The organism is Sorangium sp. So ce887, from assembly GCF_051521455.1.
Classification (GTDB): Bacteria; Myxococcota_A; Polyangia; order Polyangiales; family Polyangiaceae; genus Sorangium.
In genome coordinates this window covers 8604389-8627582 of the sequence record NZ_CP150354.1, presented here as the reverse complement: position 1 = coordinate 8627582, position 23194 = coordinate 8604389, and the positions used below count along the sequence as shown (strand labels likewise).

Genomic DNA, 23194 nt, shown 5'->3' with positions numbered 1-23194 from the left:
GAGCATTTGCATTCCGATGAGTCGCATCGGATTTCCACAGAATCGTCTCAGATGTAATTGCGACAACAGAAAAAATCAGTTGAGCGAACCCACCGCCTCCTCCACCGCGGCGATGAGCGCGCCGCTCCGGATGAGCTCGGTGGCCGCCGCGATGTCCAGGTAGAGGGGTCGGTCCTCGAGGAGCTCCGGCACCACGCGACGGATGGCGGCGTGGGCGGCGGCCACCCCCGCGCTCGGGCGGAGCGGGCGCCGCTGGTCCACCCCCTGCGCCGCCGTGATGAGCTCGATCGCCAGCGAGCTGCGGACGTTCTCGATCACCTGGGAGAGCTTCCGGGCGCTGATGCTGCCCATGCTCACGTGGTCCTCGCGGCCGGCGCTCGAGGGGATGGAGTCGACGCTCGCCGGGTGGCAGAGCACCTTGTTCTCGCTGACCAGCGAGGCGCTCGCCACCTGGGCGATCATGAACCCCGAGTGCAGCCCGCCGCGCGGCGCGAGGAACGGCGTGAGGCCGGTCGAGAGCGCGGGATTGACCAGCTGCTCGACCCGCCGCTCGCTGATGTTCGCGAGCTCGGCCGCCGCCATCGCGGCGAGATCCAGGGCCAGCGCGACCGGCTGCCCGTGGAAATTGCCGCCCGAGAGCAGCTCGGCGCCCCCCTCGCCGAGGAACACCGTCGGGTTGTCCGTGACGCTGTTCACCTCCCGGGTCAGCACCTCGGTGGCCCAGGCGAGCGCGTCGCGCGTCGCGCCGTGCACCTGGGGCATGCAGCGGAGCGAGTAGGCGTCCTGCACCCTCGGGCAGTCGGCGTGGCTCTGCATGATCTCGCTGCCCCCGAGCAGCGTGCGCAGGTTGCCGGCCGTGCCGGCCTGGCCCGGGTGCGGGCGCACGCGCATGAGCCGCTCGTCGAACGGGCGCTTCGAGCCCATCAGCGCCTCGAGGCTCACCGCGCCGGCGATGTCCGCGACCGTGCAGAGCGCGGCCGCGTCCCGCAGCGCGAGCGCGCCGAGCGCGGTCATGTACTGGGTCCCGTTGATCAGCGCGAGCCCCTCCTTCGCGGCGAGCGCGAGCGGCGCGACGCCGGCCTTCGCCAGCGCCACCGCGCTCGGCATGAGCTGCCCCTCGAAGCGCGCCTCCCCCTCGCCGATGAGCGAGAGCGCGAGGTGCGCGAGCGGCGCGAGATCGCCCGACGCGCCGACCGAGCCCTGGGCCGGGATGCGCGGGCACACGCCGCGCTCGATCAGGGCGGCGAGCAGGTCGAGCACCTCCGTGCGCACCCCCGAGTGCCCCAGCGCGATCACCTGCGCGCGCAGGACGATCATCGCGCGCACCTCGGCCTCGCCGAGATCGGGCCCCACCCCGCAGGCGTGGCTCCGCACGAGGTTCCGCTGGAGCGCCCGGATGTCGTGATCGGCGATGCGCGTCTCCGCGAGCGCGCCGAAGCCGGTGTTGATCCCGTACACCGCAGGCGCGGCGTCGCCCGCCGCCACGATCGCGTCGATCGCGCGGCGCGAGGCCTCGGCGCGCTCGCGCGCCTCGGCGCAGATCGCCACCGGACGGCCGCGTCGCGCGACGTCCTCGAGATCCGCGAGGGAGAGGGGGCGGCCCAGGAGCAACGGAGAGGGAGAGACAGCGGCGGCGCGCGGCGTGGAGAGGGTCACGGGGACGCACGCTAGAGCGGTGGATGCCTCGAGAAAAGCCGCCCGAGCGGCGATCCGCGGTGCCGCTCGACCGCCCGCCGGCGGCCAGCGGGGCTCCGACAGCGCCCCGGCTGGAAAGCGCAGAATCCAGTGCCCCGCGGGGATCGATCCGCCTATCCTCGCCGGCGCGTTCCCGCGCCGCGCGCCGGCGTGCGGTTGCTTGCTTCCGATGCGCTTCGCCCTTGCCCTCCTCGCCCCCCTTGCGTTTGCTGTCGCGCTCGCCTCGCCGAGCGCCGCTCAGCCCGTCGATGACGCGGGCGCAGAGGACGCGGACGGCGCCAGCAGCGCGGGGTTGGGCGCGCCGCCGTCCGCGCCGTCCGCGCCGTCCGCGCCGTCCGCCGACCACTTCGATCCGCGGCTCGTCCTGGACACCGGCCGCTCGCCGCCGCCCCCGCCGGACCCGACCCGGTCGACGTTCTCGCTCCAGGGCGAGTACCAGCTCCGCTACCGCGCCATGAGCGATCTCCGGCTCCGGGCGCCGCGCCTCTCGGCGCCGGGCGCGACGACGCTCGGGCAGAACCAGTACATCGCTCACTGGCTGCGCCTCTCGCCGCGCTTCCACTACAAGGACAAGGCGTCCATCGTCGCGCAGATCGACGTCGTCCGCGGGCTCATCGCCGGCGACGTCACGCGGCACGTCGAGCAGGTGCGCGACGCGCGCGCCGCCCTGGCCTGGTACGAGGTGCACCCGCGCTACCTCTACCTGGAGCTGCCGTCGTCCGTCGGCGTCTTCCGGCTGGGCCAGCAGGGCGCGCACTGGGGGATGGGGCTCGTCGCCAACGACGGCGAGCGCGCGACCCTCTTCGGAGACTACGAGCGCGGATCGCTCGTCCAGCGCGTCCTCTTCGCGGCGACGCCGATGGGCCCGACCGGACCGCTCCTCGTGACGATCGCAGGCGACCTCGTGTTCGAGGACAGCGCGGCCGACCTGCTCGGAAACGACGTCGAGGGGCAGGACGAAGGGGAGGGCGATCGCGCGCTCCAGGCGGTCGTGTCGGCGCTCTGGCGCGAGCGGCGCGGCGAGGTCGGGATCTACGGTGCCCTGCGGCGGCAGGCCCGCGAGCGCCGCGCGAAGACGAGCCCGGCCCGGTCCACCGAGACGCTCGCCTCGGCCGTGATCGACGTGACCGGCAAGTTCGACGCGCCGGTGCCGGGGGGCGGCGCCCACGTCTACGGCGAGATCGAGGCCGCGGTGATCCTGGGCTCGACGTCGTTCATCCCGCGCGGGCCCGCGCCGCCCTCGGGCGCGGCGGCAGGGCGCGCGCCCGTGGCGGTGCGCTCGGTCGGCGGCGCGGCCACGCTCGGGGCCGTGCACGTCGCGGGCCGCGGTCGGCGGCCTGCCGAGCGATGGGGGCGCGTCGTCACGGAGATCGAGGCCGGCTACGCGTCGGGCGACGACGACCCCAGGGACGGCGTGTCGCGGCGCTTCACCTTCGACCCGAGCCACAACGTCGGGCTCCTCCTGTTCGACCAGGTGCTCGCCTGGAAGACCGCGCGCTCGGCCACGATCGCCGAGCGGGAGCTCTTCGCCGCGTCCCCCGAGCCCGGGATCCGGTCGCTGCCCTCCAAGGGAGGCGTGTTCGGCGCCGCCTACGTGAACCCGCGGATCGTCGTGCGGCCGGCGCGCTGGCTCGACCTGAAGGCAGGGGCGATCATCGCCGAGGCGACGACCGATGTCGTCGACCCGCACAGCACCCCCCGGGCGGGCGGCAACCTCGCCAACTACGACGGCGGCCCCACGCGCCGCCGCGATCTCGGCGTCGAGCTCGACCTCGGCGTGGACGCGCGCATCGCGATGGGCAGGCTCGTCACCCTCCAGTTCGGCACCGAGGCCGGCGTCCTCTTCCCCGGCGGCGCGTTCGACGACGCCTCCGGCACGGAGCTTGCCGACCAGTACCTACTCACGCTCAAGCTGGGCGTGATCCATTGACCGCATGGGAGAGAAACGATGCGCAAACGACTCGCGCTGAGCCACCTTCCGACCCCGATCCAGCGCCCGCAGCGGCTCGCCGAGGCGCTCGGCGTCGATCTTTACGTGAAGCGCGACGACATGACGGCGGGCGCGGAGGCCGGCAACAAGATCCGCAAGCTCGAGTACCTGCTCGCCGCCGCGCGCGAAGAGGGCGCCGACTGCGTGCTCACCTGCGGCGGCCTGCAGTCGAACCACGCGCGCGCGACCGCGCTGCTCTGCGCCTCGCTCGGCCTGCGCTCGGTGCTGTTCCTGCGCACCGCCGAGCCGTCGGCCGGGGCGCCGCTCCAGGGCAACACGCTGCTCGACCGGCTCGCCGGCGCCGAGATCCGGCTGATCTCGCCCGAGGCGTACCGGGGCCGCGACGCCGTGATGGCCGAGGCGGCCGCCGAGCTCCGCGCGGCGGGCGGCCGGCCGTACGTGATCCCCGAGGGCGGCTCGAACGGCCTCGGCGCGCTCGGCTACGTGCGCGCGATGGAGGAGATCCGCAAGCAGCTCGACCTCGGCCTCGCGGGGGGCAAGCCGTTCGACGTCATCGTGCACGCGTGCGGCTCGGGCGGGACGGCGGCGGGCACGGCGCTCGGCGCGGCCCGCTACGAGGTGGCCGGCGAGGTGCGCGCGATGGCGGTGTGCGAGGACAGGGCGACGTTCGCGCGCATCGCGGTCCAGATCATGGACGACGCGCGCGCGCTCGATCCGCGCCTCGGCGCGCCCGCCCACCTCGTGATCGACGACTCCGCGAGGGGGCCGGCCTACGCCGTCTCCACGCCGGAGCAACGGGCGCGGATCCTGAAGGTGGCGCGGCTGTCGGGGCTCATCCTCGACCCGGTGTACACGGGCAAGGCATTCTCCGGGCTCTGGGACATGGCCGAGCGGGGCGAGCTCTCGGGCAAGCGGGTGCTGTTCCTGCACACCGGCGGCCTGCCCGGCCTCCTCGCGCAAGGCGCCGACTTCGCCGACGTCTTCTAGGGCGGCGCGAGCCGCCGCGCGCGCGCGGCGGCCGCTTCAGGTCGCGCCGCGCCACCACGCGTCGGCCAGCGACGCGTCTTCCAGGGTGTCGATCTCCATGTAGCCGCCGTGCGTGTCGATCTTGTGGAGGGCCGCGCCGGACTCGAGCATGTGCTGGAGCAGATCGATGAGGTAGGCGCGCCGGAACGAGCGCCCCTCGCGGAACTCCGGCCGCTCCGAGAAGGCGGCGCGCGCGGCGTCGAAGGCGGCCAGGAACTGCGCGGCGCCCCGCGCGGAGAGCTTCATCACCCCGATGAACTCGCCCGCCGCGGCCTCCGACGGGATGCGGCGCGAGAGCTCCACGACGCGATCGGCGCTGGCCGCGTCGGCGCGGAGCTTCTCCGCGTCGGTCTCCGGGTGCTGCGAGCGGCCCACGTAGCGGCGCCGCCAGTCCGTGTCGCAGGCGAGCGCGATGTCGTGCGGAGAGCGCACGAGATCCGCCACGATCTCGGGCCGGTAGACGATGTCCGCGTACGTCGAGACGAAGCCGCCCTCGAGGTGCTCGCGCGCGCAGAGCAGCGACAGCAGGATGTTGTTCTGCTCCCAGTCGCGGTTCTCGACGTACGTCAGATCCGGGTAAGCAGCCCGGATCACGTCGGCCTTGTAGCCGCAGACGAACACGACATCCGACCGCTTGAAGCCGCCCGCCGCGAGCGCGTCGAGGATGCTGTCGAGCATCGGGCGGCCAAGGATCGGAACCAGTGTCTTCGGCAGCTCTTCGGTCAGGTGACGCAGCCGGCTGCCCCGGCCCGCACCGATGATCACGGCCTTCACGACGCCGCCGTTACCACGAACGGGCTCGGGAGAGCCCGGGGATGTCGGAAGCAACCCGAAAACACGCGGGATCCAGGCCCCCGTTACGGAAACGTGACGGTGCCCTGACCCCCTGCCGCCGACCGCCGGGATACGACCGGAGCATGGAGATCGCGGTCGTTCTCATCGCCCACTCTACGCTTTCGGTCTTTTTCCAGACCTTCTTCCTGCACCGGTACGCCTCGCATCGGATGTTCACGATGTCGAAGCGGTGGGAGCGGACTTTTCACTTCCTGACCTACCTCACGCAGGGCTCTTCGTACCTGGTTCCGTGGGTTTACGCGATCTTGCACCGCATGCACCACGCGTACAGCGACACGCCGAAGGATCCGCACTCGCCGCGGTACTACTCGGGGGTCGTCTCGATGATGCTGGACACCGCGAAGCGCTACGACGCGATCTACGACGGCAAGGCCGACGTGGAGCCGCGCTTCCTCGGCGGCTACCCGGAGTGGCCGACGCTCGATCGCATCGGCAACTCGTGGATCAGCCGCCTCGCGTGGGGCACGGGGTACACGCTCCTCTACGTGGCCTTCGCCTCGCACTGGTGGCAGTTCCTGTTCCTCCCGCTCCACTGGACCATGGGCCCGCTGCACGGGGCGATCGTCAACTGGTGCGGCCACCGCTACGGCTACCGCAACTTCAACAGCGACGACGACTCGCGCAACACGCTGGTCCTCGACGTCGTGACGCTCGGCGAGCTCTTCCAGAACAACCACCACAAGTACGCGATGAGCCCGAACTTCGCGGTGCGGTGGTTCGAGATCGACCCGGCCTATCAGGTCATCCGCGTGCTCGGCTGGGTGGGCATCCTCCAGATGTCCGACAAGCGCCAGGTCGCCCGGATGGAGCCCGAGACCGCGCGGGCCGAAGGGTAGGGGCCGGCCGCGCCGGCCCCCCGCGCGCGGCTCCCCTCGACGCTACGTGAACAGCAGCCGGAACGCGCCGGGGACGTCCTTCGGCCCGAGCTGATCCTTGCGCTTGTTGAACTCCGGAAGACAGGCCTGATAGGCCGCGTCCACCCGCAGATCGCTCCCATCCCAGCCCGGGCGCCAGATCTCCATCGTCTCGCCCGCGAGATCGATGACGTCCTTGAACTGCCCGCGCTCCTTCAGGATCTGCGTGCTGAGCCCGAACATCAGCAGCCCTCCCGGGATCGCCCCGAGCGCCGTCGTCGCCAGCGCCGGATAGCAGATGCGCGCCGTCCGCACCCCGAACCGCTCCTGGATCTCCGCCATCGTCTTGCGCTGCAGCTGCTTCGCGCCGGCGAGCGGGCCCATCGCGTAGACCGGATCGTCGCTCGGGTAGTCGTAGTCGCAGAACGACACGACGCTCTCGCCCTTCGCGAGCAGCCCCGCCGCGGCGAGCGGCTCGGCCCACAGGAGCGACGAGGTGCCCATGAACTTGTTCGTCCGCTCGATGTCCGCGTCGTTCGCGACGTCCACCTCGACGAGCCCGAGCTTGCGGACGTTCTCGGGGCGCGAGAAATCAGGCACCTGGAGCACCGGATCGAACGCGACGTCGAGGTCCTTCACCTTCGTCGGCCCGTGCTCCGCGTACCGCTTCATCGCGCCGGCCGCGATGCCGTTCACGAGGTGCACCGCCCGATACCGCTCCTTCAGCGCGGCGACCACCTCGTCGATCACCTGCGGCTTCGTGGCGTCGCTGTTCCAGAAGCGCGCCGTGAGCCCCTCGGCCTCCGCCGCGTCCGTGATCGCCTTCACGTGGTGCGGGCCGATCTGCATCTTCTCGCTGTCGAAGTGCACGGCGAAGACGGCGGCCCGCTCCCCGAAGAGCAGCTGCAGCGCGAGCGCCCGGGTCATGCCGTTCGAGCCGCCCAGGATCAGCACCGCCGCGTCCGGGGCGATCTTCGCGCCGGCCGGGCGGATGCGGGCGCGGTGCGCCGCGAGCTGCTCGGTCGCCACGCGCGCGCCGTGCTCGGCCAGCGCCCCGACGAGCGAGCGGCGATCCAGGCCGCCGAGAGGAAGCTTCTTGAAGGTCTCTAGGTCATCCATCACGTCCGGCGTCTTACCGTCTCCCGCGCTCCGCGTCACGACTGGACAGCTGCCGCCCGTCCGGCGCGCCTCCGTCGTGGCGCCCGAGGCGCCCGAAGGGAAGCCCCGCCTCCGTCCGAGCCGTGATAGAACGATCTCGTGAAGACGGTTCTTGTCACCGGCGGCAGCGGGTTTATCGGGCGTAGTCTCGTGAAGGAGCTGCTCGCGCGGGGGGATCGGGTGACGGTGCTGACGCGCGACGTGGGGCGGACGCAGGCGGCGCTGCCCGGGGCGCGCGTCGTGTCGTGGAGCCCCTACAGCGCGGGGCCGTGGTTCGAGGAGCTCGACGGGGTGGACGGGGTCATCCACCTCGCGGGCGAGTCGATCACCAAGCGCTGGACCGAGGACGCGCGGCGCGAGATCGTGAACAGCCGCGTCGACACGACCCGCCTCATGGGCGAGGCGATCGGCAAGGCCAAGCGCAAGCCGGCCGCGTTCCTCTGCGCCTCGGCGGTCGGCTACTACGGCCCGCAGCCGGGCGAGAAGGTGCTCGACGAGGGCGCCCCGCCCGGGGAGGGCTTCCTCGCCGACGTCGTGGTCCGCTGGGAAGAGTCGGCCCGCGCCGTCGAGGAGCAGCACGGCGTCCGCTCGGTGCAGCTGCGGATCGGCGTGGTGATCGGCGAGGGCGGCGGCGCGCTCGAGAAGATGATCGCCCCCTTCAGGTTCTTCTTGGGCGGGCCGATCGGCGACGGCAAGCAGGTGATCTCGTGGATCCACTGCGACGACGTCGTGGCGATGACCCTGCTCGCCCTGGACAGCGACGCGGTGCGGGGCCCCTTCAACGTGACCGCGCCGCACGCGGCGACCGGCGAGGAGGTCGCGCAGGCGATCGGCGCCGTGCTCCGCCGGCCGTCGTGGCTCCGTGTGCCCGAGGCGGTGGTGAAGCTCGGCATGGGCGACGCGGCCGAGATCGTCACCACCGGGCAGCGCGTCCATCCCAGGCGGGCGGAGGAGCTCGGCTACACGTTCCGCCACGCCCGCCTGGTGCCTGCGCTCGAGTCGATCTTCGGCCGCTGAGCCCCGCTCGCCGCCGGCGCCCGCCGCGCTTGAGCCGAGCTTCAGCCGCCGAGCGCCTGGCCTCGGCCGCCGAGCGCCCGCGGAGCCGAGCGCCCGCGGAGAAGCCGGCGCGCGTCCGCCCCGGCAGCGACGTGTCTGCCAGGGCAGCTGGGCGCCGCGCGACGGCGCCCAGCTGCTGCCCACGCAAGAAGAGCCGCCGGTGGCGCGCTGAGAAGTCGACCGTTGTCGAGCAGCGCACCACCGGGAGCCCGGACGGCGGTTTCCCAGCGCTCCCCCAAGCGCTCCGTCCGCTTCAATGCTTACGACATTACGCGCCGAGCTGCTCTCGGGATGAGTTGGATTGGCGCGTGCAGGGTATCCCGACTGGAAGGTGCCGTGCACCCTCCCATCGCGACGCCAGACACAAAGTCGTTAGGGGAATCCCCTTGCCGCGGCGCACAATCGCGGGGTTACTCGTCTGATCCGCTTTCCAGCGCATGAGCGGGGGTGGGGACCGGGCGCAGCCTGCTGTTGACGTCCGGACAGGCAACCACCCCGGCGCTGCCCGGCGCGGGGAGCCGGCGACCGGTGGGCGCGCAGGCGCGCTGGTGCGCTGGTGCGCTCACGGGCTGATGCCGCGACTCTGGAGGATCTCGCGCACCACCATTTGCGCGGAGCCTGGCAGCTCGGCGAGCGAGGCGCGGGCGAGCTCCACGAACTTCATGCCGCGCGCGCGCTTCAGCGCCTCGACGGCCGCGGCGCGCTCCTCGGCGCCCTCGTGCTGGAGGATGCCGAGGAGCATCTCGCCGGCCTCGAGGGTGTCTATCTTCGCGATCGCGCGCACGGCGCTGGCGCGGACGGCGGGCGCCTGCGACTCGCGGTAGATGCGGGCGAGCGGCTCGAAGGCGTGGGCGAAGCGGAGCTCCTCGAGCGCGCGCGCGGCCTCGTGGAGCACGGTCGGGTCGGGGTCCACGAGCGCGTCGCGGAGCGTGATGAACGTGCGCTTGTAGAGGAAGCGGGAGAGGGCGCGGACCACGGCCACCCGGATCTTCGGCTCGGGGCGGCGGAACAGGTGCTCGAGCGGCGAGAGGATCGTGTAGAGCTCGACCGTCGCGAGCTGCTCGGCAAGGCTGATGAGCTGCTGCGCGGGCGACCGCTGCGCGGGGGCGGCCTCGGGCGTCGCGCCCTCCACGGCGAGCGCGGTCAGCCGGGCGAGCATGGCGCGGCGGCGGGTGACCTCGGACCACTGCGCCGGGTCGAGGACGATGTCGCCGCACGCCTGGCTGGCGCTGCCGGCCTGCTCCCACTCGACAAGATCGATGTGCCAGACGTCGGGGAAGCCGAGCTCGTGGCGGAGGTGCGCCGGCAGCGGCGACGCGTCGATCGGCAGGTCCTGCGCGCTCACGTAGCGGCCGCCGGCGCGGGCGTAGTGCTTCCTCCGGGTCTCCTCGAGCGGCAGCTGCGCGAGGGCGCGATAGATAGTGCCGACCTTGCTGTACTGCCCCGCCTCGCCGAGCGCGATCACGGCGGCGAGCAGCGCGTTCTCGGCGATCTCGGGGGGGGCGGCGCGCTTCTGCGAGACGGCGGACACCTCTTGCCAGAGGCGGGCCTGCGTGAGCACGGCGAAGTTGGCGACGGCGGTGAGGCCCTCTTTCCGGGCGTACGTGGCCATCTCGCGGGCGAGCGTGGCGGCGGCGGAGATCTCGCCCTGCTTCTCGGCCGCGGCGACCGCCTCCTCGTAGGACTGGAGCGCGTAGTAGCGCAGGTGGTCCTCGCGCAGGATGCGGATGACGTTCACGTAGCCCTCGAGGACGTGCTCGAAGGCGCGGCTCTCGCGGCCGACGGCGATGAGGACCTGGTAGCAGTCGAAGGCGCGCTCGCGCTGGCCGATGGTCTCGTACCGGTCGGCGGCCTCCTCGAGCAGGTGGACGGAGGCGAAGACGGCCTCGCGCGCGGCCGCGGCGTCGCCGGTGCGGAGCGAGGTGCGGGCGAGGTTGAAGCGGGCGAGGCCGGCGGCGTAGAGGTCGCTGCCCGACGAGGAGAGCAGCTGGGCGAGGCGCGACCAGAGCGCGCGGGCGCGGGCGAAGTCCTGGCCGCGCTCGCGGGCGATGGCGGCCTGCGCGACGAGGCCGGCGGCCTCGTACTCGTCGGCGGCGCGGGCGTGGAGACGCTTCTGCCGCTCGGGGTCCTGCTCGCGCTCGGCCCAGGCGAGCAGGGTGCGCGCGCGGTCGATGGGCGGGACGTGCGCGATGAGGGGGCGCTGGCTGTGCTCGCTGCCCGCGTACCAGGCCACGGTGAGGGCGCTCCTCGGGTCGCCCAGCCGGACCAGCACGTCGCGGAGCTCGTCCGTCATGGCGACGTAGTCGTCCTCGCGGGCGATTGTGTGCTGGAGGGCGCTGAAGAGCGCGTCGCGCGCGCGGGGCAGATCGCTCCGGGCCAGCGCGGAGCGGGCCTCGTCGCGGAGCTCGTGCAGGGGGCGGACGCCTTGGGTCATGCGGGGAGCGAGCGTAGTACACCACGGCAGCGGCCGCCGGAGGGGGCGGCCGCGCGTGGGAAGGAGAGCGGGCGCTGCTTCCCGAGGTGAGCGCGGCGCTCGATCCTGCCTGCCCGCGCGCCTCAGACCTTGAGGAAGATGCCCCGGCGGTGGAGGGGGTAGAGGAGCGCGAGCCACAGGGCGACCACCGTGAGCGCGAAGGCGAGGGAGGCGTTCAGCGGCGAGAGCCACGGCGCGAAGAGGCGCGCGTAGAGGAGCTGGAGCGCGCTCGTCCTCGCGCCGTCGTCTCCGGTCATGCTCGAGTGGTAGAGCAGGCGCCACATCATGGTCGAGCCCACGTAGGCCGCGATGGGGTTCGCGCCGAAGATCAGGAACGGGGCGCCCCATCGCCGCCATTGCTTCACGTCCACGATCCACATGCAGGCGGCGAGGACGACCGCGGCCACGCCGGCGGTGAACAGCGCGAACGAGCTCGAGTACACGCCGCGGTTCCACGCGAACCACTGGCCCCAGACGAGGCCCAGCGCGATCGCCGCGGCGCCGGCGGCGAGGAGCCCGGCGACGCGCGTGCGGAGCCCCGCGGTCGAGGTGAGCCAGCGGCCGCCGAGGCCTCCCAGCATCACCGTCATCGCCGCGGGGACGGTGGCGAGGATGCCCATCGCGTCCCACCCCTTGGGCGCGATGTGCGCTCCGAGGAAATACCGATCCACCCGGGCCGTCAGCGTCTGGAGCGGGTCGTCGAGCGGATAGACCCGCAGGAGGAGCCAGTAGCCGATCAGGGCCGCGAAGATGATGCCCGCCTGCTGTCGCGCCGTGGTCTTGAGGCTGAGGAGCGCCGCGAGCACGTACGCGGCGCCGATGCGCTGGAGGACGCCCGGGATGCGCAGCTGCGTGAGGCGCCCTTCGGGGTAGAACGGGAACGCCGAGAGGAACAGCCCGAGGAGGACGAAGATCGCGCCGCGCCTGACGACCTGGAGGACGATCTCACCGTCGGTCGCCCCGCGCGCGCGGCGGGCCGACATGGAAATGTGCAGGGTCACACCGATGATGAACAGGAAGCAAGGAAATATCGTGTCTGCGGGGGTGCAGCCATCCCAGTACGAGTGGACAAGGGGCGGGTAGACGGCCGGAAAGCTGTCCTGGAAATTGACGAGGAGCATCGCGAAGATCGTCATTCCGCGAAAGATGTCCAGCGATTGGAGTCGCATCCGATGAATGTAGTGCGCGTGGACCGATGAGCCACGAGAGCGTCTGTTTCTCGTGCGTTCTCGTGCGCTGTCCGTCAGCCGTCTCGCGGAGGTGTGCATTCGTCCCGGGCTGTCTGGCGTGCCCGGTTGTCCGGGGGCTCATGGCGTCGGCGCGCCTGCATGGGGTTGTCCGCCCGCCGTCTCCGGCTCAGCGCGTCCGGCGTCCGGCGGCCGCGCCGAGCCGCAGGCGGCGGGGGCGGGGAGCGGCGACGCCCGTGCGCGCGGCGCGGGCGTTCCTGCCCTCCCGCGTGGTATGGTGCGCCCCGTTACAGCGAGAGGAGAATCCTGTCATGGCACGCACTCCGTCCACGATGCTTGAGCTGGGCACCCCGGCGCCCGATTTCAGGCTGCCGGACTTCAACGGAAAGCAGGTTGCGCTGTCGGATTTCACCGGGGAGCGGGCGCTCCTCGTGATGTTCATCTGCAATCATTGTCCGTTCGTCAAACACGTCCGCCACGAGCTCGCCAGGCTGCGGCGCGATTATCGCCCCGAGGATGTGGCCATCGTGGCCATCAACCCGAACGACATCGTTGCCTATCCGGCGGACAACGCCGAGGCGATGGCGAGGGAGGCGCGCGAGGTCGGCTATACGTTCCCGTACCTCCTCGACGAGTCGCAGCAGGTGGCCAAGGCCTATCGGGCGGCCTGCACGCCGGACTTCTACCTCTTCGGCCCCGATCGCCGGCTTTTTTATCGCGGTCAGCTCGACGACAGCCGTCCTGGCAACGACGTCCCGGTGACTGGCCGCGACCTCCGCGCCGCCATCGACGCGGTGCTCGCGTCGGCGCCCGTCCCCTCGGATCAGCGCCCGAGCATCGGTTGCAACATCAAGTGGAAGCCCGGCAATGAGCCGGCGTATTACGGTCAACAACCTTAGGCATCACGGGATGCTGGAGCCGAGGCCTACCGGCCTGCTCGGCGTGGCAGGCACGCGTCCGTGCCCGGCCGCCGCTCCGCCGCCGAGATCCTTCGCTCGGTCCCGCCGCGCGACCGCGCCGTACTGCTTCGGCTCGGCCTGGACTTGGACGACCCCGCGGACGCGGCGCTCTTCGTCGGGGGCGTCCGTGCCGCCGACGCGCCGATCGCCGAGCAGGAGCGCTGGGAGCGGGAGCAGCTCGGCCGAAGCAGCATTCCCTTTAGCTGTCGGCATTTTCCACGCCGGACGCCGTCGATCCGACGAGGGTGCCGTAGTAGCCTCCCGGACATGAGCCCGCGACGAGATAGCACCGCCCCCGCTCGGCAGCCGGTCATCCCCGAGAACGACCCGGTGTGGCAGGCCGTTCTGCGAGCGCCAACGCGCTACGATGAGGAGATCAGCGACGAGGAGCGTGCCGTGATGGCGGCTGACGTGAATGCTCCGGGTATCCCTGGCGAAGTGGTGACGGCTGAGATCCGGAAGAGGGCCGAGGCCGAGGGCGCCTTGGCGGAGTACGAGGAGATCATGCGGGCCCGCGGGCGCGCACCGTCCCGTCCTCGATGACCTGGCGGATCGAGTGGATGCCGCAGGGCATCGTCTCGCTCCAGCGGATCCCATGGCGAGACGGCGAGCGCATCGACGCGGCCGTCCAGCGCTTCGCAGAGACCGCAGAGGGCGACGCCTACCGGCTTCCTGGAGACGACACCACGACCGTGCGTCTCGCCGTCGGCTCCTACCGCGTTCGCACCACGCTCGACCCCTGGGACGGCGTGATGCGCGTCTGGTGGGTGTACCGGCTGTAGCGCCCGTTTGCCGATAGGGCGGCGCGAGCGCTGTGGGATGCGCGTCGCTCCGAGCGCCAGAACGGCAGTCGGTCGCCTCCCGATGCTGGAGCCTGGTTGCATGGGGGACGACAACCCGACGCGTTGCGAGCGGCGCGACATGCGGGCGCCGGAGGGGCAGACCTGCTGCGCGCTCCACGCGACGCGATCCGTCGCGCGCAGAATTGCATGGCGAGGCGCATGCCAGCGCGCGCGTCACATCGGCGGGCCGCTGCCGGGGCCGTCTACCGACATCGACGTTCTGAAGCCGGTCGGCGGCAGGGGCCAACGGCGCCGGGGGGCGGGCGTCGAGGGATCTACAATAAGGAGGTTTCGACCATCGCTCATGCTCGATCCGTCCCTGCAAGCCGCGGTGCGGGCCCACCGGGTGCCGTGGTTGCGCCGCTGCACGCCGCGTTTGTCATGGAGCACAGACGGCCAGGATACTGGTATGTAGAGAGACGGCACGGGGGCGTGAGGCTGCATCTCGGTGGGGGGAGCACCTTGCGAAGTCACGACATTCGTCTGCATGACGAGCAGATCGCGGCATGGTGCCGAGATCCACTCCAGTCTGGCGCACAGACAGGCTTGCGCGGTCCAAGGGTGATCTATTTTTTTCTACTTCGTGAGCATTCATACGACATGGCCAAGGCCAAGGAAGCGGACGTCCTATGCAGAGCTGGATCGACCCGGAGCGCCAGGCGCTGGCGAAGAGCGCCGCGAAGGTGCTCAAGGACAACGTCGTGCACAACCGCAGCGGCCTCCCACCGTTCCGGTTGCCGCAGGTCGCGCAGCAGCTCCTGGACGAGCTGTTCCATTTCATGTCCGCCGGCGACACGGCGCCCGTCCTGTCGCTCGGGCACAAGCTCGGTCAGCAGGGGCTCGGGCTGCGCGCCCTCCTCGGGCTGAGCCGCGCTCTTCTGCGCCAGGTGCTGGCGCGCCTGCCCGGAAATGCGCCTGGAGCGCTGGAGGAGGCGGCGCGCGTGAACGACTACCTCACGCTGCTCGTGGACGCGGTGGCGGAGCAGGAGAGGCGCGAGATCTGCGTCCAGCGCGACGAGATGCAGCTCGCGCTCGAGCGCGCGATACAGAACCGCGAGCGCGAGCTGCGCCGCGTGATCCTGGAGCTCTCGACGCCGATCATGCCGGTGTACGACCACATCCTGGTGCTGCCGCTCATCGGAAAGCTCGATACCGAGCGAGCGAGCAGGATCACCGAGTGCCTGTTGCGTGACGTGGTGGACCGGCAAGCGCGCACCGCGATCATCGACGTGACCGGCGTGCCGGCGATGGACGCGGAGGCCATCGACGCGCTCGTGCGCACCGCGCGCGCGGTCGACCTCCTCGGCGCTCACCCGGTGCTGGTCGGCATCCGCCCCGAGATAGCCCGTGCGCTGAGCGATCAGGACGCCCACCTCGCGGGCATCGTGGTCCTGGCCAACCTTCAAAGCGGTATCGTCTATGCGCTGCGGCGGGAGGGGCTCGAAGTGTGTGCCAGTCCGCTCGCGCAGCGCGGGGCTGCTCGCCTGTACCGCGGCCGCTGACGAGCGCACCGCGACCTCTGGGAGGGGACCATGGAGATTGACACCACAAAGCCGCACATCGGTCGGGTTTACGACTACGTCCTCGGAGGACACCACAATTACGAGGTCGATCGCCGCGCTGCCACGGAGATACTGAAGCTCGTTCCGACCTATCCGAAGTGGGCGAGGCTCAACCGCTGGTTCCTCCAGCTCGTGGGACAGCAATGGTCCGATGCGGGCATCACGAGCGTGCTCGATCTCGGCTCGGGGCTACCCACGCAGGGCCACCTCAACGACTATCTGCCCGAGGCGCGCATCCTGTTTTCGGACATCGACCCGGTGAGCGTGATCTACGGCGAGGAGATCCTGGCTGACAAGCCGAACATGCGCTACTTCCAGGCCGATCTGCGAGATCCGTCGCCGCTCCTCGCGGCCGCGGCGCAGTTCTTCGGCGCAGACCGCCGCATCGCGCTGGGGTGCATCGGTATCATGTACATGATGGATGATGAGAGCTCGCGCGACCTCCTGCGGAGGATGCACGCGCTCTGCGCCCCTGGCAGCGTGCTGGCCGTCAGCTTCCTGGTGCCACGCGGCGCCTCCGCGGCGCACCATCTGAACAGCGCAGGGGCCCTCGCCGGGATCAAGGTCTACCCGCGCACGCCCGAGGAGATGGCGGCGCTCATCAAGCCATGGAACGTGCATGCGTGCCGGTCGCTCGCGGCGTGGCTCGACCTCGAGGACTTCCTGACCCAGGAGGAGTACGAGTCGAGCCCGTTCGACATGCTGGGCCTGATCGCGCACCACTGACGGCGCCGCTGCGCGCTAGCTCGGCGGGGCCCCCGGGCGCCGCGCGGCGGGACCTCCCTCCTCGGGCCGGTCCTGCCGGTCTTTCTCCCCGAGGATCGCCTTCGCCGCGCTCGTCCTCGCCGCCCCGCTCGCCACCGTCGCATGGTCGACCACCCAGTGCGCGTCCAGGAGGTCCAGGTACTCGAGGTCGAGCTGCCCCCCGGAAGGCAGCATGAACACCGCCGAGATGTGCGCGTGATTGAGCACCGCCTGCACCATCTCCCGCGGAATGTAGAGCGCCGCGTGCGTGAAGAGGTGCACCACCGGCGTGCGCGGGTCGTGGTGCCGCGTCAGATCGAGGTCCGTCGCGAGCTCGGCGAACACGCGCGCCGGGTTCCTGCCGCGCTCCCCCTTGAACGACAGCAGGTGCGCCGTGGGGAGCTGGCCGTTCTTCGCGCGGTGGAGCTCGTAGAGGCGCGCGTCGAAGAAGCGGAACGCCACGTCCTCGCCCTCGAGCAGCAGCCGCTTGCCCGTGGCGATCGCCATCCCGCGGGCGAACGTCTGGCGATCGCCGCGCATCGAGGCCGACGCGTCGATGAGCAGATAGTGGATGCGCCGCTGCTCGTCCCGGCTCTGCTCCCGGGCGAAATAGAGCACCTCGTTGTCCGCGATCCGGCGCGCGAGCTCCACGTCGTCCCAGGCGAGCTCCGTCAGCACCATGCTGTCGATCGAGCCGCGCGTCCCGAGCCCCGAGTAGCCGTGCGCCGCCGTCGTGCCCGCCGCCGGGCGCGTCTTCGTCTCGAGCACGCTCGGCAAGATCTCCAGCGAGAAGTTCACGATGTCGTTCGCCTCGGGCGACGAGAGCGCCGCGAGCAGGTCGACCTGGGCGAGCGCCCCGGCCGACGCCTCCGAGCCCAGCATGCCGAACAGGCGCAGCGTCTCGATGTCGAGCGCGTCCGACATCGTGAGCACGTAGAGCCGCGAGACGTCGAGCGCCTCCAGCGCCCGCTGCTCGAACTCGCGCCGCGCCGACAGGAACAGGCCGCGGAGCTGCGGCTCGATCCCCTCGAACAGCGCCGCGTCCGCGGGGAGCATCGCGCGGTAGGCCGGCGCCGCGTGGGTGCGCGCCGCGACCGCGCTGAAGAGCCGCGAGAGCACCACCGTCACGAGGTCGTCGCTCATCCGGAGCTGCGCCGCGCAGCGCGAGGCCTCGCTCTCGGCGAGCTCCCGGAGCACCGCCCGGTAGCCGTCCAGGATGCGCTCCGCGTCGCGGAGCCGGCCCGCGAGCTCCCTCGCGTCGCAGCGCGGGCCGATCTCGATCTGCTCGCGCGGCGTCGAGAAGAGCAGGCCCGCGTCGTGCACCAGCGCGAACGGCAGCACCACCCCGAGCCGCTCCAGGCTCTGGTGCCAGCGGATCGCGCGCAGCGCGAGCGACGAGCTCAGGGGCCGGACCTGCGAGAACGCGAGCGTGCCGAGCGGGCCGGCGATCGATGGGTTCGCGAGCTGCGAGGCGGGGACCGGCACGGCCAGAGGTTCGCCTACAGGTTCGTCACGCAGCGGAGGCCGATGCCCGGCGCGCTCGCCGTCGCGAGCTGGTGGTAGCGGAACGCCGGGTTGAGCCAGAGCGAGACGCCGCCGTTGTAGCCGCCGCCCCGGATCGCCTTGCGATCGCCGGCCGGCGCCCCCTTCGGGTTCACCTGCTCCTCGTCCTTGTAGGTCTCGAACCAGTCGGCGGTCCACTCCCAGACGTTGCCGACGACGTCGTCGGCGCCGAACCTCGTCTTGCCCTTCGGGAACGAGCCGACCGGCGCCGTGCCGAAGAAGCCGTCGTCGGCGTCGTACATGCGCGTGCTCGGCGTGAGCCCGCGCGCCTTCTCCCACGCCGTGCACTCGGTGCCGCACGCGTTCATGAAGGTCCGATCGCCGGGCGCGTCGCCCCAGGGGAACTTGCGCCCGTCGGAGCCGCGCGCCGCGTACTCCCACTCGGCCTCGGTCGGCAGGCGCTTGCCGTGGACGTCGCAGTAGGCGTCCGCGAGGCTCCACGGCACGCAGTTGATCGGGTGCTTCTCGAGCTCGGGCTTGCCGAAGGTGCAGAGCTCGGCGAGGGCCGTGAGCGTCTTCTCGTGCTCGGCGGCGGACACCCCGTCCGCTTTCGGGAAGTCGGGCGTGGATGGCGGCCGCTTGCACTCCCCCTTGTCCGAGCACGCCTTGTAGTCGCCCGCGGTCACCTCGTGGATGTCGATGCAGAACGTGTCGAGCGTCACCTTGTGCGCCGGCTGCCACAGCTTGAAGGCCGGCTCGTCGGAGCCCATGAAGAACTTGCCACCGGGGACGAGCACCATGCCGGAAGGGCACTCGGTCCGCCGCGCGGGCAGCGCGGCCGGCGCGGCCGCGGCGCTCGCCGTCGGGACCGCCGTCGCGGACGCGGTGGCGACCGGATCGAGGCGCGACGCCTCCGGCGCGGGCGGCTCGGAGCGGAGCAAGCTCCAGGCGATCGCGCCGCCGGCCGCGAGCGCGATCGCGCCGCCGCCGAGCGCCAGCGCGCCCCTCGACCTCGGCGCCGCCGTCGCCGACGACCGCTGCGTCGACGCGTCGTTCGCGGTGCCGCCCGTGGTGCTCGGGCCGACCGCGGCGACCGTCGGCGACGTGGCCGCGCGCGGGGGGCCCGGCGCCGTGGCGGGCGCCGCCATCGTCGGCGCGATCTGCGGCCAGGACATCCGCGGGGCGGAGCCGCGGGTCGCCGTCGCCCCGGAGGGGGGCGCGAGCGAGCCGCCGCCCGTGGCGAGCGCCCAGCCCGGATCGTCGGGGAAGACGGCCCGGTGCAGCGCCGCCCAGAAGCGGCCCATGGTGGGGAAGCGATCCGCCGGCGCGACGGCGAGCGCCTTCGCGAAGACCGCCTCGACCTCGTCGCTGACCGTGAGCCCCAGGGTCCGCGGGGTCGGCCGGCGCGACGGATCGCGGCTCGCGACGGCGAGCTGGAGGTAGTCGTCGCCTTGCAGCGCCGGCGCTCCGCCCAGCATCACCTCGACCATGATGAGCGCCATCGCGAACACGTCGGTCCAGGGCCCGGTCGCGCCGTGGGTGCGGCTGAACTGCTCGGGGGCGCCGTAGCTCGGGGTGAACGCGGTGATGTCCTTGCCGGTGTGGGCGAGCGCCGTCGCCGCCGCCGCGTGCTCGGCCATCACCTTGGCGATGCCGAAATCGAGCACCTTCACGAAGGTGGAGGCGTCGCGCGGCGGGCCGATGACGAACAGGTTCGCCGGCTTGATGTCGCGGTGCGCGATGCTCCGAGAGTGCACGAGCTCGAGCGCGATCGCCGCCGACTCGAGCAGCGCGACCATCGCGTACAGATCGCGCGGCGGCGCGTCCTGGGTCGCCTCCTCGTGGAGGACCCGGTCGAGCGGCTTGCCGTCGAGCCACTCGAGGACCATGTAGGGCAGCCATTGCCCGTCGGGCGCGTTGAACGTGCCGATGTCGCGCGCCTGGACGATGGCGGCCGATCGGCTGGAGAGCTCCGCCATGAGCTTGCCCTCCTGGATGAACGCCTGGAGCAGCTGCTCGCGCTGCTCGGCCGGCGCGTCCGCGAGGAGCGTGAAGCACTTGAGGGCGACGGGCTGCTTCCAGATGATGTGCTCGGCCCTGTAGACGACGCTGAAGCCGCCTTCGCCGACGGCTTGCTCGATCCTGTACTTGTCGGCGATCAGGCTGCCGGCGATGTTGAGCGGATCGCTGCGGTCCGGGTTCTGGCTCATGAGATCTCTACGGGCCGCGACGGGGCGCCGATCGGAGCGCCTCGTGCGTGGTCGGGGCCATCTTAGTGGCCCCGCGGTCGGTTGGAACTCTTTCGCGCGATCCGGCGTCCGCGCCGCCCCGGCGCCGCCCTCCACCGCCGCGCCCGGCGAGCGCCGGCGAGCGCTGCCGGAGACGGCCCTCGGTGTCCGGCATGACGGATGTTTGAGGCAGGTGTTGGCGCGTACAATTCTGGGTTCTAGCGCTGTTGTCGCCATCTTCAGGATGCCTTGACAGCCTCGGCCGTCCGTTATATTGGACAAGGACACGGTGGTTCCCTGCTGGCGTCGCTGATCCCAGCTGGGCGCTCGTGGCTGCTGTCCGGTGTCTGCGCGTGTGGCGCGAAGCGCAGGCCTGGGAGCGCTGGTCCGCCGCCTGCGAGGGCGTGGTGCGCCTTCGCGCCGGCGACCTGCGCCGGCTGGACGCGCAGCAGAGGGTCTGATCCGAGGATAAAGACGCTTGAAATCGATCAACCGAACGAAGTCGCACACGGTCCGCGCGGCGGCAGCGCTCTCGCTCTTCGCCGCCGCGCTCCCCTTCCAGGCGTCGGCTCAGGAGCCCGCGGCGCCGCCACCGGCACCGGCGGCAGCGCCGCCACCGGCGCCACAGGAGGCCGGCGCGGCGGCTGCCGTCGAGCAGCTGAGTCGCCGGGTCGCGGAGCTCGAGCAGCAGCAGCGCGCGCTGGAGGAGCGCCTCGCCGCGGAGCGCCGTGCGGCGGCCGAGAAGGAGGCCGGCGCCGGGCAGAAGCAGGAAGCGAAGGACAAGGGCGGCGGCGTCAAGGTGACGGCGGCCCCCGGAAAGGGCTTCACCGTCAGGGCGGCGGATGACAGCTTCTCGTCCACGATCCGGGCCCGCGTGCAGATCCGCGAGACCCTCACGCACACGGCGGAGGACGACACCAACGAGATCAACATCAAGACGGTGCGCCTCACGACGAGCGGTCATGTCGTCTCGCCCGACCTGAAGTACAACGTGCAGCTCGCCTTTGGCGGCAACGATTTCGAGAAGGACAGCGCCTCTCCGGTCTTCGATGCCTTCGTCGAGTACACGGGGATCCGCGATCTCAACGTGCGTGTCGGCCAGTTCCTTACCCCGTTCAACCGGGCGCGGACCCTGCGCGAGGTCTCCCTCCAGCAAACCGAGCGCCCGATCGCCGTCCGCGAGCTCAACCTCGATCGCGACGTCGGCCTGATGTTCTCGTCGCCCGATCTCTTCGGCCTGGGAGGCAAGCTGTCGTACAACCTCTTCGTTGGCGGCGGCGAGGGGCGCAATCGCTTCGGCGGCCAGAAGCACGGTCCGCTCGCGGTAGCGCGGCTCGCCGTCCACCCGTTCGGCGCGTTCGACGACGACCAGGACGGCGACCTCAAGCGCGAGGCGAAGCCCCGGCTCGCGGTGGGCGTCACTGGCGCCTACAACCACCAGACCAATCGCCAGAACAGCACCTTTGGCACGACGCTCTCGCTCGGCGCGGCCGACTACCTGCATGGCGCGGCCGATCTCGTCTTCAAGTACGCCGGCTTCTCGCTCTCGGCCGAGGCGGTCGTGCGCCACGCCGAGAGGGACTCCTTCGAGGGTGAGATCGACGGCGCGCCCGCGCGGCAGTGGACCCGGTCGGGCTATGGCTACTTCGTCCAGTCGGGCTTCCTGCTGACCGAGCGGGTCGAGGTCGCCGCGCGATGGGACCAGATCTTCGCCGAGCGCGGCACCGATCCGAAGCTTGTCGAGCTCGTCGACACGCAGGGGAAGCAGGTCGGCGGCGGGCTCAACTACTACCTGAACGGCTATGCCCTGAAGCTCCAGGGCGACTACTTCTACATCTTCGGCAACGATGCCTCCGAGGGCCGCCACGTCGGTCGCCTCCAGCTCGACGCCACGTTCTGAAGGGGGAAGGGCCGCGCCTGGGGAGCGCGGTCTCCGAAGGCCTGGAGAGCTCGGCGCGGGGCTGGTGACGACCTGCGCGCTGGCCTGTGCGCGGCCAGGCCGGCCAGGCCAGGCCAGGCCGGCCAAGACAGGTCGGTCCAGGCCTGGCCAGAGGCATGCACGGGGCGGTGGAGAGCGCGAGACCCCGAGGTGTCGCGCGTGGCTCCGTTCTTGCCATGGCGCGCCTTCCCGGCGCAAACGATTGCGCCGTTTCAGGGAAGGAGTTCACCATGGCCCGTTCATTCACCTCCCAGGATCTCGTCGCGCTCCCGCGCCTCAATGCCGCCGAGTCGGTCGTGCTCGCCACGGAGCTCATCACGGTGGCTGACGCCAGGGAGCGGCGGCTCAAGCCGAAGAAGCTCCCGGAGGCGATCGGGCGCTCGAAAGGGCGCCTGGTCGCCGCGGTCGCCACGCTCGAGGCGCTCACCCGGCCGCAGGGGGGCGACCCGGTGGAGACGAAGACCAAGCCGAAGGCCGATCGTCTCCTCGACAACGCGTGGAGCGCGACGTTCGACTGGCTCGGAGGCTGGTGCAAGCTCCCGCCGGAGCGGAACCCGAGCCTCGATGAGGCGAAGGATCTCTTCAAGATCCTTTACCCGGACGGCCTCTCTTTCACCCGGCTCCCGTACAAGCTCGAATGGAAGGAGTCGAAGGCGCGCCTCGACGCGCTCCGCGGCGCGCGGCACGACAGGACGTTCAAGAAGCTCGGCGGCGAGGGGTTCCTCGCGCACCTGGAGGAGGCGCACGAGGCCTACGGCCGGGCCCTGCACATCACCGCGCCGAAGCCCGAGAGCGCTCCGACCGGCGACGTGCGCGCCGCGTTCATGGCGACGCTCGCCGCCCTCCGCGACTACGCGACCCGGGTCGCCGCGCACGCGGACCCGGACGTGCCCGGCAGCGAGGAGGTCAGCGCGGCGCTGCTCGAGCCGCTCGCGGCGTGGCAGTCGCGGCCGGCGGGCTCGAACGGCGGCGCCGGCGACGTCCCCGAGACGCCCGCCGCGACCGCCGCGCCTGCCGCGCCGCCGGGAGCGGAAGCGGAGCCCCTGGCCGATCCGGCGTGAGCCGAGCCTGAGGCTGTGAGACGGCTCACGTTGTCGTCAAAAGTCAAGCAATCTTCATAAGATCCATCTCCGCGGACCAGGACGCGTTGTGGTCGCGGGCG

General features: G+C 71.6%; 19 protein-coding genes. 11 read left to right on the top strand and 8 right to left on the bottom strand.

All coding sequences use genetic code 11. The features are described from left to right. Window positions 1-75: 75 nt before the first annotated feature. Window positions 76-1656, bottom strand: coding sequence for a histidine ammonia-lyase (gene hutH / locus WMF36_RS32130; RefSeq protein WP_437574582.1), 1581 nt, complete (start codon window positions 1654-1656; stop codon window positions 76-78). Between the two features lie 208 nt (window positions 1657-1864). On the opposite strand from hutH, the gene WMF36_RS32125 reads away from it, so the two are divergent. Together WMF36_RS32125 and WMF36_RS32120 are read left to right on the top strand one after the other, a co-directional pair. Beyond that, window positions 1865-3625, top strand: a complete 1761-nt coding sequence (locus WMF36_RS32125) for a hypothetical protein (protein WP_437574581.1) — start codon at window positions 1865-1867, stop codon at window positions 3623-3625. An 18-nt stretch (window positions 3626-3643) separates the two neighbouring features. Next, window positions 3644-4633, top strand: coding sequence for a D-cysteine desulfhydrase family protein (locus tag WMF36_RS32120; RefSeq protein WP_437574580.1), 990 nt, complete (start codon window positions 3644-3646; stop codon window positions 4631-4633). Between the two features lie 36 nt (window positions 4634-4669). Here WMF36_RS32120 and WMF36_RS32115 read toward each other — a convergent pair whose 3' ends face one another. Further along, a complete protein-coding gene (locus tag WMF36_RS32115; RefSeq protein ID WP_437574579.1) occupies window positions 4670-5446 on the bottom strand; it encodes an NTP transferase domain-containing protein in 777 nt (258 codons plus the stop codon). A gap of 143 nt (window positions 5447-5589) precedes the next feature. On the opposite strand from WMF36_RS32115, the gene WMF36_RS32110 reads away from it, so the two are divergent. After that, complete coding sequence (locus tag WMF36_RS32110) at window positions 5590-6363, top strand: acyl-CoA desaturase (RefSeq protein WP_437574578.1); 774 nt, start codon at window positions 5590-5592, stop codon at window positions 6361-6363. Between the two features lie 42 nt (window positions 6364-6405). On the opposite strand, the gene WMF36_RS32105 is transcribed toward WMF36_RS32110, so the two are convergent. Then, window positions 6406-7500: a hypothetical protein gene (locus tag WMF36_RS32105; protein WP_437574577.1), complete on the bottom strand. Its 1095-nt coding sequence runs from the start codon at window positions 7498-7500 to the stop codon at window positions 6406-6408. Window positions 7501-7638: 138 nt separating this feature from the next. Here WMF36_RS32105 and WMF36_RS32100 point away from each other — a divergent pair, with 138 nt between their 5' ends. Beyond that, the gene (locus tag WMF36_RS32100; protein WP_437574576.1) at window positions 7639-8556 is read left to right on the top strand and encodes a TIGR01777 family oxidoreductase; all 918 of its coding nucleotides are present in this window, start codon (window positions 7639-7641) and stop codon (window positions 8554-8556) included. 601 nt (window positions 8557-9157) lie between these two features. Here the strand turns inward: WMF36_RS32100 and WMF36_RS32095 are convergent. Next, on the bottom strand, window positions 9158-11029 hold the full coding sequence (locus tag WMF36_RS32095; protein WP_437574575.1) for a HEAT repeat domain-containing protein: 1872 nt from the start codon (window positions 11027-11029) through the stop codon (window positions 9158-9160). A 122-nt stretch (window positions 11030-11151) separates the two neighbouring features. Then, window positions 11152-12237, bottom strand: a complete 1086-nt coding sequence (locus tag WMF36_RS32090; protein WP_437574574.1) for an acyltransferase family protein — start codon at window positions 12235-12237, stop codon at window positions 11152-11154. 329 nt (window positions 12238-12566) lie between these two features. Between WMF36_RS32090 and WMF36_RS32085 the strand changes: the two genes are divergently transcribed. Further along, complete coding sequence (locus tag WMF36_RS32085) at window positions 12567-13154, top strand: thioredoxin family protein (RefSeq protein ID WP_437574573.1); 588 nt, start codon at window positions 12567-12569, stop codon at window positions 13152-13154. Window positions 13155-13157: 3 nt separating this feature from the next. Here WMF36_RS32085 and WMF36_RS32080 read toward each other — a convergent pair whose 3' ends face one another. Next, complete coding sequence (locus WMF36_RS32080) at window positions 13158-13427, bottom strand: hypothetical protein (RefSeq protein WP_437574572.1); 270 nt, start codon at window positions 13425-13427, stop codon at window positions 13158-13160. Window positions 13428-13481: 54 nt separating this feature from the next. Here WMF36_RS32080 and WMF36_RS32075 point away from each other — a divergent pair, with 54 nt between their 5' ends. The 4 genes from WMF36_RS32075 to WMF36_RS32060 all read left to right on the top strand — a co-directional run bounded on the left by WMF36_RS32075 (window position 13482) and on the right by WMF36_RS32060 (window position 16344). Next, window positions 13482-13757 (top strand): hypothetical protein, encoded by a 276-nt coding sequence (locus tag WMF36_RS32075; protein WP_437574571.1) that lies wholly within the window; start codon window positions 13482-13484, stop codon window positions 13755-13757. Then, a complete protein-coding gene (locus WMF36_RS32070) occupies window positions 13754-13996 on the top strand; it encodes a type II toxin-antitoxin system RelE family toxin (RefSeq protein WP_437574570.1) in 243 nt (80 codons plus the stop codon). Before WMF36_RS32075 ends, WMF36_RS32070 begins: the two co-directional genes overlap by 4 nt. 689 nt (window positions 13997-14685) lie before the next feature. Beyond that, entirely contained in the window at window positions 14686-15558 is an 873-nt protein-coding gene (locus WMF36_RS32065; RefSeq protein WP_437574569.1) for an STAS domain-containing protein, read from the top strand. A gap of 30 nt (window positions 15559-15588) precedes the next feature. Beyond that, window positions 15589-16344, top strand: a complete 756-nt coding sequence (locus tag WMF36_RS32060) for an SAM-dependent methyltransferase (protein ID WP_437574568.1) — start codon at window positions 15589-15591, stop codon at window positions 16342-16344. Window positions 16345-16359: 15 nt separating this feature from the next. Here WMF36_RS32060 and WMF36_RS32055 read toward each other — a convergent pair whose 3' ends face one another. Together WMF36_RS32055 and WMF36_RS32050 are read right to left on the bottom strand one after the other, a co-directional pair. Then, window positions 16360-17847, bottom strand: coding sequence for a hypothetical protein (locus WMF36_RS32055; protein WP_437574567.1), 1488 nt, complete (start codon window positions 17845-17847; stop codon window positions 16360-16362). Window positions 17848-17861: 14 nt separating this feature from the next. Beyond that, the gene (locus WMF36_RS32050; protein WP_437574566.1) at window positions 17862-20075 is read right to left on the bottom strand and encodes an SUMF1/EgtB/PvdO family nonheme iron enzyme; all 2214 of its coding nucleotides are present in this window, start codon (window positions 20073-20075) and stop codon (window positions 17862-17864) included. Between the two features lie 496 nt (window positions 20076-20571). Here WMF36_RS32050 and WMF36_RS32045 point away from each other — a divergent pair, with 496 nt between their 5' ends. Together WMF36_RS32045 and WMF36_RS32040 are read left to right on the top strand one after the other, a co-directional pair. Beyond that, window positions 20572-21993 (top strand): porin, encoded by a 1422-nt coding sequence (locus tag WMF36_RS32045; RefSeq protein WP_437574565.1) that lies wholly within the window; start codon window positions 20572-20574, stop codon window positions 21991-21993. A gap of 269 nt (window positions 21994-22262) precedes the next feature. Continuing rightward, the gene (locus WMF36_RS32040) at window positions 22263-23093 is read left to right on the top strand and encodes a hypothetical protein (RefSeq protein ID WP_437574564.1); all 831 of its coding nucleotides are present in this window, start codon (window positions 22263-22265) and stop codon (window positions 23091-23093) included. Window positions 23094-23194 lie beyond the last annotated feature (101 nt).

What these genes read in the sequence shown, in the direction of transcription:
- WMF36_RS32125 (WP_437574581.1), top strand. Translation starts at nt 1,865, where the DNA reads ATGCGCTTCGCCCTTGCCCTCCTCGCCCCCCTTGCGTTTGCTGTCGCG.
- WMF36_RS32120 (WP_437574580.1), top strand. Translation starts at nt 3,644, where the DNA reads ATGCGCAAACGACTCGCGCTGAGCCACCTTCCGACCCCGATCCAGCGC.
- WMF36_RS32110 (WP_437574578.1), top strand. Translation starts at nt 5,590, where the DNA reads ATGGAGATCGCGGTCGTTCTCATCGCCCACTCTACGCTTTCGGTCTTT.
- WMF36_RS32105 (WP_437574577.1), bottom strand. Translation starts at nt 7,500, where the DNA reads ATGGATGACCTAGAGACCTTCAAGAAGCTTCCTCTCGGCGGCCTGGAT.
- WMF36_RS32095 (WP_437574575.1), bottom strand. Translation starts at nt 11,029, where the DNA reads ATGACCCAAGGCGTCCGCCCCCTGCACGAGCTCCGCGACGAGGCCCGC.
- WMF36_RS32090 (WP_437574574.1), bottom strand. Translation starts at nt 12,237, where the DNA reads ATGCGACTCCAATCGCTGGACATCTTTCGCGGAATGACGATCTTCGCG.
- WMF36_RS32085 (WP_437574573.1), top strand. Translation starts at nt 12,567, where the DNA reads ATGGCACGCACTCCGTCCACGATGCTTGAGCTGGGCACCCCGGCGCCC.
- WMF36_RS32080 (WP_437574572.1), bottom strand. Translation starts at nt 13,427, where the DNA reads ATGCCGACAGCTAAAGGGAATGCTGCTTCGGCCGAGCTGCTCCCGCTC.
- WMF36_RS32075 (WP_437574571.1), top strand. Translation starts at nt 13,482, where the DNA reads ATGAGCCCGCGACGAGATAGCACCGCCCCCGCTCGGCAGCCGGTCATC.
- WMF36_RS32070 (WP_437574570.1), top strand. Translation starts at nt 13,754, where the DNA reads ATGACCTGGCGGATCGAGTGGATGCCGCAGGGCATCGTCTCGCTCCAG.
- WMF36_RS32065 (WP_437574569.1), top strand. Translation starts at nt 14,686, where the DNA reads ATGCAGAGCTGGATCGACCCGGAGCGCCAGGCGCTGGCGAAGAGCGCC.
- WMF36_RS32060 (WP_437574568.1), top strand. Translation starts at nt 15,589, where the DNA reads ATGGAGATTGACACCACAAAGCCGCACATCGGTCGGGTTTACGACTAC.
- WMF36_RS32050 (WP_437574566.1), bottom strand. Translation starts at nt 20,075, where the DNA reads ATGAGCCAGAACCCGGACCGCAGCGATCCGCTCAACATCGCCGGCAGC.
- WMF36_RS32040 (WP_437574564.1), top strand. Translation starts at nt 22,263, where the DNA reads ATGGCCCGTTCATTCACCTCCCAGGATCTCGTCGCGCTCCCGCGCCTC.